The sequence below is a fragment of the Kiloniella litopenaei genome, assembly GCF_000982415.1.
Taxonomy (GTDB): domain Bacteria; phylum Pseudomonadota; class Alphaproteobacteria; order Kiloniellales; family Kiloniellaceae; genus Kiloniella; species Kiloniella litopenaei.
Map to the genome: position 1 here is coordinate 34,338 of NZ_LANI01000003.1, position 13,768 is coordinate 48,105.

At 47.3% G+C, this 13,768-nt stretch carries 14 protein-coding genes; 8 read left to right on the forward strand and 6 right to left on the reverse strand.

The window, feature by feature from the left end; translation table 11 throughout:
• Window positions 1-49: 49 nt before the first annotated feature.
• Window positions 50-469, forward strand: coding sequence for an Lrp/AsnC family transcriptional regulator (locus tag WH95_RS04260; protein WP_162199377.1), 420 nt, complete (start codon window positions 50-52; stop codon window positions 467-469).
• A 79-nt stretch (window positions 470-548) separates the two neighbouring features.
• On the opposite strand, the gene metZ is transcribed toward WH95_RS04260, so the two are convergent.
• Window positions 549-1,751, reverse strand: coding sequence for an O-succinylhomoserine sulfhydrylase (gene metZ / locus WH95_RS04265; protein ID WP_046503500.1), 1,203 nt, complete (start codon window positions 1,749-1,751; stop codon window positions 549-551).
• Between the two features lie 70 nt (window positions 1,752-1,821).
• Entirely contained in the window at window positions 1,822-2,244 is a 423-nt protein-coding gene (locus WH95_RS04270) for a rhodanese-like domain-containing protein (protein WP_046503503.1), read from the reverse strand.
• Between the two features lie 120 nt (window positions 2,245-2,364).
• Here WH95_RS04270 and WH95_RS04275 point away from each other — a divergent pair, with 120 nt between their 5' ends.
• Both WH95_RS04275 and WH95_RS04280 read left to right on the forward strand, forming a co-directional pair.
• Entirely contained in the window at window positions 2,365-3,537 is a 1,173-nt protein-coding gene (locus WH95_RS04275; RefSeq protein WP_046503506.1) for a midas domain-containing protein, read from the forward strand.
• 101 nt (window positions 3,538-3,638) lie between these two features.
• Window positions 3,639-4,859, forward strand: coding sequence for a GGDEF domain-containing protein (locus WH95_RS04280; protein WP_046503508.1), 1,221 nt, complete (start codon window positions 3,639-3,641; stop codon window positions 4,857-4,859).
• 144 nt (window positions 4,860-5,003) lie between these two features.
• Here the strand turns inward: WH95_RS04280 and WH95_RS04285 are convergent, their stop codons facing one another.
• The gene (locus tag WH95_RS04285; protein ID WP_046503510.1) at window positions 5,004-5,504 is read right to left on the reverse strand and encodes an Lrp/AsnC family transcriptional regulator; all 501 of its coding nucleotides are present in this window, start codon (window positions 5,502-5,504) and stop codon (window positions 5,004-5,006) included.
• A gap of 211 nt (window positions 5,505-5,715) precedes the next feature.
• Here WH95_RS04285 and WH95_RS04290 point away from each other — a divergent pair, with 211 nt between their 5' ends.
• From WH95_RS04290 to WH95_RS04300, 3 genes are all read left to right on the forward strand, one after another.
• Complete coding sequence (locus WH95_RS04290; protein WP_046503513.1) at window positions 5,716-6,741, forward strand: mitochondrial fission ELM1 family protein; 1,026 nt, start codon at window positions 5,716-5,718, stop codon at window positions 6,739-6,741.
• Between the two features lie 239 nt (window positions 6,742-6,980).
• Window positions 6,981-7,925, forward strand: coding sequence for a thioredoxin-disulfide reductase (gene trxB, locus WH95_RS04295; protein ID WP_052741796.1), 945 nt, complete (start codon window positions 6,981-6,983; stop codon window positions 7,923-7,925).
• A 273-nt stretch (window positions 7,926-8,198) separates the two neighbouring features.
• Window positions 8,199-9,089 (forward strand): LysR family transcriptional regulator, encoded by an 891-nt coding sequence (locus tag WH95_RS04300; protein WP_046504493.1) that lies wholly within the window; start codon window positions 8,199-8,201, stop codon window positions 9,087-9,089.
• Window positions 9,090-9,433: 344 nt separating this feature from the next.
• On the opposite strand, the gene WH95_RS21850 is transcribed toward WH95_RS04300, so the two are convergent.
• Window positions 9,434-9,583, reverse strand: coding sequence for a DUF4113 domain-containing protein (locus WH95_RS21850; protein WP_407060146.1), 150 nt, complete (start codon window positions 9,581-9,583; stop codon window positions 9,434-9,436).
• Between the two features lie 144 nt (window positions 9,584-9,727).
• On the opposite strand from WH95_RS21850, the gene WH95_RS04310 reads away from it, so the two are divergent.
• Entirely contained in the window at window positions 9,728-10,393 is a 666-nt protein-coding gene (locus tag WH95_RS04310; RefSeq protein ID WP_052741797.1) for a tetratricopeptide repeat protein, read from the forward strand.
• Between the two features lie 107 nt (window positions 10,394-10,500).
• Here the strand turns inward: WH95_RS04310 and WH95_RS04315 are convergent, their stop codons facing one another.
• The gene (locus WH95_RS04315; RefSeq protein WP_046503521.1) at window positions 10,501-11,721 is read right to left on the reverse strand and encodes an MFS transporter; all 1,221 of its coding nucleotides are present in this window, start codon (window positions 11,719-11,721) and stop codon (window positions 10,501-10,503) included.
• 121 nt (window positions 11,722-11,842) lie between these two features.
• On the opposite strand from WH95_RS04315, the gene WH95_RS04320 reads away from it, so the two are divergent.
• Window positions 11,843-12,643 (forward strand): AraC family transcriptional regulator, encoded by an 801-nt coding sequence (locus WH95_RS04320; protein ID WP_204247713.1) that lies wholly within the window; start codon window positions 11,843-11,845, stop codon window positions 12,641-12,643.
• 86 nt (window positions 12,644-12,729) lie between these two features.
• On the opposite strand, the gene msrP is transcribed toward WH95_RS04320, so the two are convergent.
• Window positions 12,730-13,737: a protein-methionine-sulfoxide reductase catalytic subunit MsrP gene (gene msrP, locus WH95_RS04325; RefSeq protein WP_046503523.1), complete on the reverse strand. Its 1,008-nt coding sequence runs from the start codon at window positions 13,735-13,737 to the stop codon at window positions 12,730-12,732.
• Between the last annotated feature and the right edge of the window lie 31 nt (window positions 13,738-13,768).

Consider the following 13,768-nt stretch of genomic DNA (forward strand, 5'->3'; position numbering starts at 1 on the left):
AGCGTACAGCCTGTTATATTAACTATAACTGACCAACATGGGTATATCTGTGGACGATAAAGATCAGAAACTATTGCAATTGCTACGGCAGAATGCACGCGCATCTATAAAAGAGCTGGCGGCAGGCGTTGATTTATCGAGAACCGCATTGGTAGAACGCATTAAACGTCTAGAGAGAGATGGCGAGATAACCGGGTACACCCTAAAGCCTGTGCACAAGAAGACTGAAATCAAACTCTTTCTGTTGATAAAAACCCATCAACCATCATGCGAGATCATTGCGCCCCGTTTAGAGCGGCTCTCATCAGTGAAAGCCTGCCATTCTTTAGCAGGTTCAATTGACATGATTATTGAGCTTGCCTTGGAAAATATCCATGAAGCCAACACAATCAGAGAACTTGTGTCGAACTATCCAGAAGTCAGCGAAGTGTCAACTTCAACTATCTTAAAAACTCATTTTCAAAAATAAGATGAGGTCTAAAAAAGGCCACCAAAACTGGTGACCTTCTTAATTAATCCGCTGTAATTAATCTGGGAAGATAAAATTATTAGGCCCGAATTGCCTGTTCCAGGTCTTCTTTCAAATCATCGGCATCTTCCAGACCAACGGAAATGCGCAAGAAGCCCTGTGTAATACCAACGGCCAGACGCTCTTCTTCGCTAAGGCGTTGATGCGTTGTTGACGAAGGATGGGTGATCAAGGTCTTAGAATCGCCAAGATTATTCGAAATATCGGCAACACGAAGACCATTAAGAACTTTAAAGGCTGCTTCCTTGCCGCCTTCGAGTTCCAGACCAATCAGCGTACTTCCCTTTCCTGACATCTGAGCCATGGCAAGATCGTATTGTGGATGTGACTTTAACCCGGGATAAATCACCTTTTTAAGGCCCGGCAGGCCTTCGATATGGCTAGCCAACGCCAAGGCATTATCGCTCATCCGGTCAACGCGAAGAGCAAGTGTTTCAAGACCCTTAACCATCGTCCAGGCATTAAAAGGGCTCATGGACGGGCCAGTGTGACGCAGAAAATCCTTAAGGTGATCAGCATCAAATTCTTGGGAACAGAGAATAGCACCGCCCATACAACGTCCCTGCCCGTCGATATGTTTGGTTGTTGAATAGACAACAATGTCCGCGCCAAATTCCAGCGGCTTTTGCAACATCGGCGTGGCAAACACATTATCAACGATAACCAAAGCCCCCGCGGCATGCGCCATATCACACACGGCTTTGAGATCAATAATATCCAGGGCCGGGTTTGAAGGTGTTTCCAACAAAACAGCTTTCGCACCCTTGGCAAGAGCGGCTTCCCAAGCGCTTAAGTCCGTTCCGTCAACAACCTCAGTCTCAACACCATAGCGTGGCAACAGTTCGTTCAGAATAAACAGGCAAGAACCAAAGAGAGCTTTGGCACCGACAACCCGATCTCCGGCCTTTACCTGCGAAAGAAGCGCGGCATTAACCGCAGCCATACCGCTTGCCGTACCACGGCAAACTTCTGCACCTTCCAACAAGCGCATCCGCTCTTCAAACATGGATAGGGTCGGGTTTGCATAGCGGGAATAGACATAACGTTCACGATCGCCATTAAAGGCTTCTTCTGCTTCTTCGGCGGAACTATAAACATAACCGGAATTCAGATACAGCGCTTCACTTGTCTCATCAAAGCCACTGCGCATGAGCCCGCCGCGCACCAGTTCAGTCTGGGGGCGAAGCTTGCGTGCTGAAGCATTTGAATTGCTGTCCGTCATCTCTCTATTCCATTTACTCTATTCAAGTCCTTCGGGAACAAGTCCAAAGGATTTACGTATTGTTTCTAGGTTAATTTTGCTTCCAGGGGATACCAGCAGCTTTCCAGCCTGCAACTTTTCCCCGATGGCCGCGTTCATCCGCAGGCCCTTCGAAACCATGCAGAATATTGAAACAGTTTTTATATCCCTGTGCCGTCAAGGCAATTGCTGCGGAAACAGAACGTACACCGGATCGACACAGGATATACAGGGATTGTTCTTCCCTGATTCCCAATTGCTTTACAGTTGCCACAAAGTCAGGATTAACCTGCATCTGTGGGTAAACCTGCCAGGGTAAGAGCTGCGTATCTTTCCCCAAGGCAGACAAATCAGGCACACCAACAAACTGGAACTCTGGGATCGTACGCACATCAAGCAAAACAGCATCGGGATCTTGTTCCAAGACCTCCCAGGCTTGCTCTACCGAGACATCACCAGCGTAATTTTGTTCCATTCCAATCTCCATTTGTGCCGAACAATTGGCTAATGGCGCTTATTAATATTGAGAATTAGGGATTTTAAAACCTTTTTCATCAAATACTTTATTCAAATACTTTTGAAATAGGATTCAGGCATGTCTGATTTAGAAGAACTTCGCACCCGGGTAGAAGCAGCTGAAGAACATTTTGGTCTTATCGCTGATCAACAAAAAGGCTATAGCCAACGCTTGATTGCCCTGCTCAATATTACCGAGCAAAAGGATCAGACCATCGGAAAACTCGAATACGAAAACGAGCAACTTCGCACGATGCTGTTCTCTCTTTTGCAATCTATTGAAAAGGGAGACACAACAAATACCCTGCAGGACATGGACGCACGCATCTCGGCGATGACAAGCGAAGCTGTTGAAATAGAAAACAAATCATCTGACGATGATCTATCTCTTCCTGCTCCGGACGATAATATTCAAGAGGGAAACGAAATCTCTGATCTTGAAGAAGATACATCTGCGTCAGATGATTCAGTATCATCGGAAAAGGCAAATGAAGAGAGTATCGACGAGATAGAAGACCTTGTAAGCGATCTGGAATCTGCAGATAGCGACATGCCTATGGATGAAGATACGTTATCCATGGATGATGCGAACAAAGGTACAGACGATGAGGCAGCCGACATTACTATGGAAGATGTCTCCGAATCTGCAGTTGCGCCCGATTCTCTGGAATCCGAATCACAAGAATCCGTGCCAGAAGAAATATCTCCAGAAATCACAGACGAAACGCCAGCTGAAGACATTTCGGAAGCTGAAACCAGGGATGACATAGAAGAAGATGCCATAGAAACAGAAGCTGCTGATGCTTCGGAAGACGATATTATCGCGGAAATTGCAGACAATCTGGAAGAGGCCCTACCCGCGGAAGAAGTCGAAATTGCAGACGCTGAACCCGAAGCGGTTATAGAAAATGAAGCCTCTGGTGAAGATATCGATAGCCCTCTGGAAGGATTGGAAGATCCTCTGGAAGATCAAATTTTGTCTCAGAATTCCTCGCCTGATCCTAGTACACGAGAAGGATCAAATGAAGAGCCAACTATGGAACCTGAGATTGAGGCCCAAACTACGCCTAGCATAGGAACGCCAACAGAAGTTGAAGCAGAAATCAGTGCCGAAGAAATTCCCTTGAGCGAAGATACAGATATCGACAGCTTCCTTGATGAAAATGCGGATGAAGAAGAAAAACCGGGCAGCCCGGAAATTGAAGACATAATGGAACGCATTTCAAAACAAGCGCTTTCACAGGGGGAATGAGAAAGGACTGCCCCACGAAAGACCATTTTTATTTCCCTTAACAGTCACCTTGCGTTAATGCCTGTTCCTACATCTTTACTTTTCGAAAAGCATCTCTGCCCGTGATTTCGGACTATCTGAAACTATATCTGCCACCAATTCTACTTGTCACTGGGGCTATTTATCTGGTCGCTTACCCCCAAAGCTATCCGGCACCGATAGGTCTGTTACTCAACATTGCGCCGACAACTCTTTCGGTATTAGGCGCAGGACTTTGCCTCTGGTTTAGAAAATCCAATCCTGTTTTTTGTTTCGCTATTGCCGTTGCCTTTGCCTATTTCAGTAATGACATGTCTGAAACTCAATCTTCTGCTGCATTTATTTGTATCCCATTGGCTTGGATGGGGTTGGCTATCAGTGAAGAAAGAGGCCTTCTGACACCTTCCGGTTTCACCAAGGGCCTCTTGTTATTCGTAGCAAGCAGTATGATTGCCACCTTGGGCTATCCCGCCAATGATCTAGGTATATTTTCCAATCTATGGATTGATTTGAACTATGGGGTTCAATGGCGCCCTACCTGGGGAATCTGGATGCCTTTACCAGCCCTGTCCTTTGGCGCATTCAGCCTATCGGCACTGGTTTTGACCGTTCGTCTAATCATCAAACACAGGCCGATGGACGCCGGATATCTTGGGGGGCTTATTGCTCTTTTTGGCGCGGCATTGCGATACGGAGACTTACCCGCAACTCCTATATTTATTACACTTTCATCTCTTCTACTTATCCTTAGCCTTTTCCAGGAATCCCACCGAATGGCTTTTCTGGATGAATTGACCCGCATTCCTGCCCGACGGGCTCTTCTTGCTGATATGAAAAAATTGGGCCGCCGCTATACACTGGCCATGGTCGATATCGACTTCTTCAAGAAATTCAATGATACCTATGGGCATGACGTTGGGGATCAGGTGCTTAGAATGGTGTCATCCCGTCTAAACCAAACTGGTGGCGGTTGCCGTGCTTACCGCTATGGCGGTGAAGAGTTCACCTTGCTTTTCCCCGGAAAAACCGTTGATGAAACTTTCGACTATCTGGAAGAAGTGCGCGAACGGATTCAAGGAACTGTCTTTGTGATCAGGGGATCAGATCGCCCCACAAAGAAGCCAACAAAAGCGAAGAAGACCACACAAAAGAATGCGGGAAATAAAAAAGTCAAAGTCACCATTTCCATTGGTGTGTCAGAACGAACAGAAAAACACGAAGATCCAATGGATGTGATGAAAAAAGCTGATCGCGCCCTCTACAAGGCAAAAGACAAAGGCAGAAACTGCGTAATCGAGATGTAAGTGGCCAATATCGACAAATAGCAGCGATCTATCGGATAAAAAAGAGGCTCAGATTTCACACGAAATTCTGAGCTTCTTCACTATTCAACGCATACTGGTCAACGCACACTGGTGCTTAATCCAGTAAAATTATTCCTGAGAGATTTATTCTTGGCCGCCCAAAAGAAGCGCATCATTATCATCAATTGGAACACCTGGGGTGTTTTTCGAATTTCTGATCACCTGAATGGTTTGCACGGTCGCCACATGGGGCGCAGCAGTCAGCTTTTCTGTCAGCTCATTTTCATGGCTGGTATTACGGGCAACCAGCTTCAAAACAAAGTCGTTCGAGCCACGAGTCATGCTGCACTCGCGCACTTCCGGCCACTCATTCATATAGTTTTCAAATTCGGTCAAAACCTGTTCGGATTGCCCTGTCAGGCCAACCAAAGCATAGAATGTCACTTCATAGCCCAGGGACTCTGCCTCAAGCTCTGCGTGATAGCCCTTGATAAATCCGGCTTCTTCCAAAGCCCGAACCCGCCGAAGACAAGGTGGTGCTGAAATACCTGCCCGGCGGGCGAGTTCGACGTTCGTAACACGTCCATCTTCTTGAAGATCCTGAAGTATACGAAGATCTATGCGATCTAACTTTACGCGGCGCATGCAAACGTCCTGTATCGTGTTTCCGGTAACACCCTAAGCCTTCATGCCATCACATGATAAACAATTAGAGCGAATCTAGTGATTTTGAGTAACAATATTACTCGTGGCCGCTGACTTTTCAAGATCCAACAAACAAATTCTATTAGGTTACTGTCACAATGATGGTCTTTTCCTTGCCTAGATCCCTTTGTCGCGCGATATTCCCTGAACAATGACAGAGATAAAGAAAAACCTTGTTTGCTGGGCTGTTAGCGATGGACGCGCCGGTATCGAAGCCAATTGCCTGGGCCTTGCGGCGGCTATGGGGCTATCTCCTGTCATTCATCATGTACAGATGAAAGCTCCCTGGAAGTGGCTTCCCCCTGCCCTGCTTCCTCTGCACAGCGGTATATACGACGCCTCAGCGTTTTCGCCCCAAAAGGCAGAAGAGAACAGCTGGCCGGAAAACAACTGGCCAGACATTATTATCGGCTGTGGGCGTCAGGCTGCTCTTTTCACCGCGCTGGTTCGTAAACTGAGCAAGAGAAAAACCTTTGCCATTCAAATTCAGGACCCAAAGGTGCCCCCAAGCCTCTATGATTTGGTGATTACACCAGAACACGACACATTAAGAGGCCCCAATGTTCTGACCACCTGTGGTGCTCTCAACAAGATCACGCCTGATCTGCTAAAACAGGGCAAGGGAGAACTAGCCCCCCGTATCACAAACTTACCCAGACCTTTGGTAGCTGTTTTGGTCGGAGGAAAAAGCAAAGCCTACGACCTCACAGCCGATATAATTCACCAATTAGGAAATCAACTTCAAAAACTTCACCAACAAACGGGATGTGGTTTTCTGGTGACAACTTCCCGGCGAACCGGACAAGAAAACGAAGTGCTATTATCTGGCTACCTGAAAGATCTCCCCGCTTTTGTTTGGGATGGGCACGCCCCTAACCCCTACTTTGGTTTTCTGGGATCTGCCGACGCCATCGTCGTGACAAGCGATTCCGTTAACATGGTTACAGAGGCTGCAAGCACAGGCCGCCCCGTCTTTACTGTTGACCTGAAAGGCGGCAGCAAAAAGTTTGATCGCTTTCACAGGAAGCTCAGGGATGATGGCATTATTCGCCCTTTTACCGGTAGGCTGGATTCATGGTCTTACCCCCCGCTTTGTGAATCGCACCGAATTGCAAAAATCATCTTGAAAAAACTGGATGATTCCGGGCGGTTATCACAGAAAAATAAAAGCCAGTAGATAAAGCTGAAAAGATATACGATCTGCCCCTTGTAGAGAGCGCGAAGGCACTCTATTTTTCACACAAGCATTAAGACGATTCTATCGTGATTTTCACCGAGATTTCCCCAAAATAGTGACAGGGATTTCCACCTCGTTTCTCACCATCCAGATCAGCTACTGATCAACTCTGGTGTTGTTATGGTGTCTCGGAACACTGTTGATCCGATAAAGATATAAACGAGAAAGATACAAAGAGCATGTCCGAAACCCACCGTACCAAAGTACTGATTATTGGCTCTGGCCCCGCTGGCTACACCGCCGCCATCTATGCAGCACGTGCGAATCTTGAACCAATTCTGGTTCAGGGCCTTCAGCCCGGTGGCCAACTGACCATCACCACAGAGGTCGAAAACTATCCCGGGTTTGCGGATGTTATCCAGGGTCCATGGCTGATGGAACAGATGCAAAAGCAGGCAGAGCACGTTGGCACAAAAATGCACTTTGATATTATCAACGAAGTCAATTTTGACGAACGTCCCTTTGTCTGCACAGGTGACAGCGGTAACAGCTATGTTGCAGATACCGTGATCATTGCGACAGGGGCACAGGCACGTTGGCTGGGCTTGCCGGGCGAAGAAACATATAACGGACGTGGTGTTTCCGCTTGTGCGACCTGTGATGGTTTCTTCTATCGCGGCAAGGAAGTTGCCGTCATCGGCGGCGGCAACACCGCAGTCGAAGAAGCGCTTTATCTCGCAAACATCTGCTCCAAGGTAACACTGGTCCACAGAAGAGACGCCTTGCGCTGTGAAAAAATTCTCGAAGACCGCCTGTTGAAGAACGAGAAAATCGATATTCAGTGGAATAAAGTTGTTGATGATGTTCTCGGCACGCCGACCGACGGCGTAACCGGTCTTAAGCTGAAAGATACGCAGGATGATTCATTCTCTGAACTTGATGTTAGCGGTATGTTTGTCGCCATCGGCCATGATCCTGCGACAGCAATCTTCAAGGGCAAACTGGATCTAGATGATGAGAATTACATTCTGGCAACACCCGGTACGGCAACAACCAATGTTCCCGGCGTTTTTGCGGCCGGTGACTGTGTTGATAAAATTTACAGACAGGCCGTGACTGCGGCCGGTATGGGCTGTATGGCGGCATTGGAAGCAGAACGCTATCTAACGGAAATGAATGACTAATATAGTCACATAGCCAAGATAAAAAGCGGAGTTTACAAGAGCTTCGCTTTTTATTTGTCCAAAATAACACATAAGCAGGGATTAGATTTACACGTTTAATTTGATTTGGGTCTTCAAAAAAAATATACGCATAGGCACAATTTGTTAAGAAGCTGTAATTACAGTAAGATATCGATAATTTACGAATCGCTGTCGCGACTTCAACGCGCAGACTAAGGGAGAAGTGGTTTGTCAGAAGGCACAAAACGCCGGAGTGGCCTGAAAGCCTCCATCATGGACTGGGATAAACTGCGTATTTTTCACGCCGTTGCCGAAGCTGGAAGCTTCACCCATGCAGGGGAACAGCTCAACCTCAGCCAATCTGCTGTCAGCCGTCAAATCTCTGCTTTGGAAGACAGTCTCAAGGTTTCCCTTTTCCATCGTCATGCCCGTGGCTTGATCCTGACTGAACAGGGCGAACTTCTTTACAGAACAGCGCACGACGTCTTTGGCAAGCTTGCCATGACAGAGGCACAGCTAACCGAGAGTAAAGACCGCCCCAAAGGCCCGCTCAAAATCACAACAACCGTCGCCTTTGGCTCAACCTGGCTTTCGCCTCGCTTGCACGAATTTATTGACCTCTATCCAGACGTTGAGGTTCAGCTTATTCTTGACGATAATGAACTGGATCTATCCATGCGTCAGGCCGATGTTGCCGTACGTCTTCATCCACCAAGACAGGCAGATCTGATTCAGCGCCATCTGCTAACCGCTCAGATGCATATCTATGCGTCAGTCGGCTATATTAAAAAGTTCGGCATGCCCCGCACGGTAAAAGAAATTTCAGATCACAGGCTTGTCGTCTATGGGGATGATACAAAACCTCCCCTTCCCGATATTAACTGGCTACTGCACGTCGGAACCGAGAAAACGGGTTTACGCCGCGCCTCTTTGGCCATTAACAATATCTATGCCATTATGAAGGCCGTACGCTCTGGCGCGGGCTTGGGTGCGTTGCCGGACTTTATGACACAGGAATCCAGTGACCTTGTGCAGGTCTTGCCAGAGGTAGAGGGGCCACAGTTCGACGCTTACTTCGCCTATGCCGAAGAAATGCGATCTTCCAAGCGTATTGCCATTTTCCGGGATTTCCTTTTACGCAAAGTCGCAGAATCAAAATTCTAGAGTAAAATACTCTGAATTACGCTTTTATTACAAAACCTTAATAGCTATGCACACAATGCATATCGGCACTGTAATAATGTAAATCGACATCTCCCAAAAAAATGCTACATTCATTGTCATCAGATGTTGCGTTGCAATATCTACTTTGACTGGCTGTTGAGCTTGCTCCGGCTGGTCTGTTTCCAGGCTCCGGCCTGGGGGTCTTCGGACCCCACGTCTCCCAGACGTGAAGCCTCCCTGTTCAACTTGCCCCCAAGACATTGTTCTTGGGGGTTTTTTTTCACCTACGCTCCAGCTGAAATCTCTCAGGGACTTGTCAGGGACTTATTTTGCGAAAGCTTGAATCAAAACACATTCGATAAATCAGTCCATCTTGTCGTGTATTTTGGTGGCACCATTCGCTGCCTCATTTTCCAATCCACATCCACGCCACATGGGCAGAACGGACAACAATTCGGCATTATTTTTTGCCTGATGCATCTAGAGATAAACAGTAAGAATTAATATTACTGCCCAGATTGATCTTTACTCAAGATACAAAACTCATGATAGATGGGTTTGAAAATAAAATTATTCAATCGACTTACGAGTGAATAATTATTTAGAAAAACCTACAAATCGAATAAGCGACAAACAATATGAAAATCATTTTAGCACTAGTCTTTTCATTTTTTTATGTATCTGTCAGTTCAGCAGATGAAGTTATAACCTTAGATAAACTTCAAGGTATGTGTGATCAGGGCGATGCGGACACCTGCGAACGTATTGGAGATATTTATGCGAGAGGCCAGGGCGTTGATAAAGACTATAGAATGGCAGTTTCCTTTTACAGAAAAGCCTGCCATTTGGAACATGCCTCTGGCTGTGGCAGCCTTGGTGGGATGATCTATAGTGGTTACGGTGCTAATCAGGATCATGAAAAGGGTATTGCTCTAGTAAAAAAGGCTTGCGAGCTTGGGGATGCTTCAGAATGTAGTAACTACTATTTATTATCAGGAGAAGTAGATCCGAATCATACAAAAGTGATTTCGACATCGAAGGCGTTGTGTGATGAAGGAGACGCGACAGAGTGTAATAATCTCGCAGGGATGTATTTAGAAGGTAAAGGCGTGGATCGGGACTTTAGAAAAGCTGTTACTCTATTCGAGCAAGCTTGTGATGGTGGCGAGCCAACAGGGTGTATAAACACTGCTACGTTATACAATGAAGGTATTGGCGTAGAAAAAAATCGCACAAAAGCTGTAACATATATGCTAAAAGCTTGCGGATTAGGGGAAACCTCTGCTTGTAATTCACTCAAATAGTATTACTAAAATCTTCAACTCCTACATATGAAAACACCCCGGTTCTCTTAAGCTCACCACTCTAGAAACCGGGGTATTTTCTAGCACCCTCATGATAGATTCAACCTCTACTCAGCAGCCTGCGGCAAAGGCTTGCTCCCGCCGAAGACAACCTCATTCCCAGGTCTTGGGTCCCTCGGGACGTTAAAGGCAAGGATCAGAGAGATCACTGCCATGCCGGCACCAGCGGCGAAGACCATCCACATGGCTTCGTCAGGGAAGGCATGGCCGAAGAGGACCGGAATAAAGACAGCCGGGATATGGTTGATGGAAAAGCTGACGCCAGAGGTAGAGGCAATGTCTTTGGGATCAGCAATTTTCTGCAGATAGCTTTTCTGTGCGATGGCAAAGGAAAAGAACAGGTGATCCAGTATATAGAGGACAGCACCGATCCAGGCTTCTGCAACCAGGGCATAGCCAGAAAATACCAGAATAAGCCCGATGTATTCAAAGATCAGTGCTCGGCGTTCGCCCCAGCGCGAGATAAATTTACCGATTTTAGGCGCAAGCCAGAAATTAATGGCCTGATTCACCAAATAGAGCATGGTGATTTCGGCCACAGAAAAATCGAACTTCACGACCATCATAAAGCTGGCAAAAGCAACAAAGATCTGACGACGCGCTCCGCCCATAAAGGTCAGCGCGTAAAAGAGCCAATAGCGTTTGCGCAAGATCATCTTCTTGTGCTGCACTTCCTTTGGCTGATAGGACGGAAAAGCCAATACAACAAACAGGACGAGCAAGATGGTCATGGTACCACCCGCCAGATAAACCCATTTATAATCAAGGCCAAAGAAGGTGAAGATCACCCAGATCATGCCGTAGGCAATGATTGATGCAATGGAACGGGCAGAAAGCTGTCGCCCCAGAGACAAGGGCGCGCGTTCTTTATCAACCCACTGCAGGGTTAGTGACATCTGGACGGTTTCGTAATAGTGAAAGCCGACAGACATGATGACGGTGGTCACATAGAGGCCAAAGGCACTGGGATAAAAGCCCGTAACCGCAACGCCCACGCCCAACAGAATTAAGGCCATCAGGCCAAAAGTGCGTTCCTTGATAAAAAGAAGGAACAAAAGAGCACTCACCACCAAGAGGCCGGGAATTTCACGCACAGACTGTAAGATGCCGATTTCAGCAAGACCAAAGTCAGCCTTTTCCACAACAAAGTTATTCAGCAGGCTCATCCAGGTTGCAAAGGCCAAAGGCATGGCCGCTGAAAGAATGATCAGACAACCTTCGGGCGTGCGCCAGACTTCCGGTTTCAAATAATGACCGAGCGGTTTCATATGTTATTTTCCATAAAGACTTTATGATTAATAGTTCTCAATACAATAGAGATGGCGAGCAAGGCTGTCTTGCGTTATCATGACATATGATATCGCCAAACGGACAGAATTTTAATATTGTATGAGAATTGAACCGCCTCTTGACCAGCCCTTGGTATCGAAACCAAATGACGTTCCTGAAGAACTGGTGCGGCCGGTCATGGTGCGTGCTGCCAACATGCGACCCGGCAGGCGTGTTTTGCCCCACAGCCATGAGTGGTGCCAACTGGCCTATGCCTCTGAAGGCGTTCTTGCCATCTACACAGATCAGGGCAGCTGGGTCGTGCCGCCACAGCGGGCCGTGTGGATACCCCATGAAACCGAGCACGAGGTCTATTCTCCCCATGGCTCCAAATGGCGAGCTTTGCATCTGGACAGAGAGTTCTCTCAGGGGATGCCTGACAGCTGTTGCGTGATTTCGGTCTCAAAGCTGTTGCGGGAAATGCTGATCCACGCTGCCACGCTGCCCGTTGAATATGATGAACAGGGCGCGGATGGGCGGTTAATGCAGGTTCTGATGGATCAAATCCGTGCCGCCAGAACCGTTCCCCTTCACCTCCCTCTTCCTCAGGATGCCAGATTACGACGCGTTACAGAGCTATTGATTCACACCCCCTCTGACCCTCGCGGACTGGAAGACCTCGCCAATGATGCAGGCGCCAGCAGCCGTACACTTGCAAGACTATTTTCCAAAGAGCTGGGCATGACCTTTCGCCAATGGCGTAGTCAATGCCGCCTGATGGCATCCATGGAACGTCTGGCCCTTGGCGAAGCAGTGACATCTGTCGCAATTGACCTGGGATATGACAGCCCCAGCGCCTTTATCGCCATGTTCAAACGCACCCTGGGAAAACCGCCTGCCGCCTATTTTGCGACGCAATAGAAAAGCCAGCTACAAAACGCAGCTGGCCATGGCATAAATCGTCAACAAATTTAGGATGACGCAGTTTCACAAAGAGACTTCATCTCTTAGGTGTAAAGACGTTCATCCTTAATATCTTTATAAAGATCAGCAACTTCCTCGGCATAGCCATTAAACAATAACGTTGGCACACGCTCACTCTTGCCAAGTGGCTGTTCAGTGGCCTGGCTCCAACGTGCATGGGGCACATCCGGGTTCACATTGGCCCAGAAGCCATATTCAGATCCCTGAATTTCTTCCCAGAAGGAAACAGGCCTTTTATCTGTGAAGGTAAATTTCACAATTGATTTCGTAGATTTGAAGCCATATTTCCACGGTGTCACCAACCGCAGCGGCGCGCCGTTCTGTTTCGGCATCGGCTTACCATAAATACCTGTGGCAATGAAGGCAAGATCATGAGACGCCTCTTCAATCGTCAGGCCCTCAATATAAGGCCATGGATACCAATGCGCTTTTTGCCCACTGGCTATGTCGGGTAAATTGAAGGTTTCCATGCGAATATATTTCGCGCTGGATAACGGGCGCGCCAGTTCAACTAGTTTTTTTAGTGGAAACCCTGTCCAGGGAACAGCCATAGACCAGGCTTCAACACAGCGATGTCGATAGAGACGTTCTTCAAACTCAATCTTTGCGAAAAGATCATCGATATCCAGTTGCATCTCTTTCTCGACCATCCCATCAATGGCAACCGACCAGGGGCGCAAGGGTAAAGCCTGGGCTTTTTCATGAATGTTTTTCGAAGAACCAAATTCATAAAAATTGTTATAGGTCGTCGCAAGCTCCTCAAAACTCAGATCCCGATCCAGCTTGTAGGTATCGTTTCGCTTGGCTGGATAATATTTGGCACTTGGATCAATATTGGTTTCAGTCGCTGCCTTTTTGGCTGGTGCTGTTACTTCTGCCGAGGGTTCATCACATCCTGTCACAAGACCTGTGGATAAAACGGCTGATCCTAAAGCAGCCTGTTTCATAAAATTACGCCGATTCAAATACACACTTTCCTCGGTCAACTGACTTTCTTTCAGCTCCCAGGGTTTGCGAAATTTCAATAACATTATAAATCCTCTGTCTTGTTCCACTTACAGA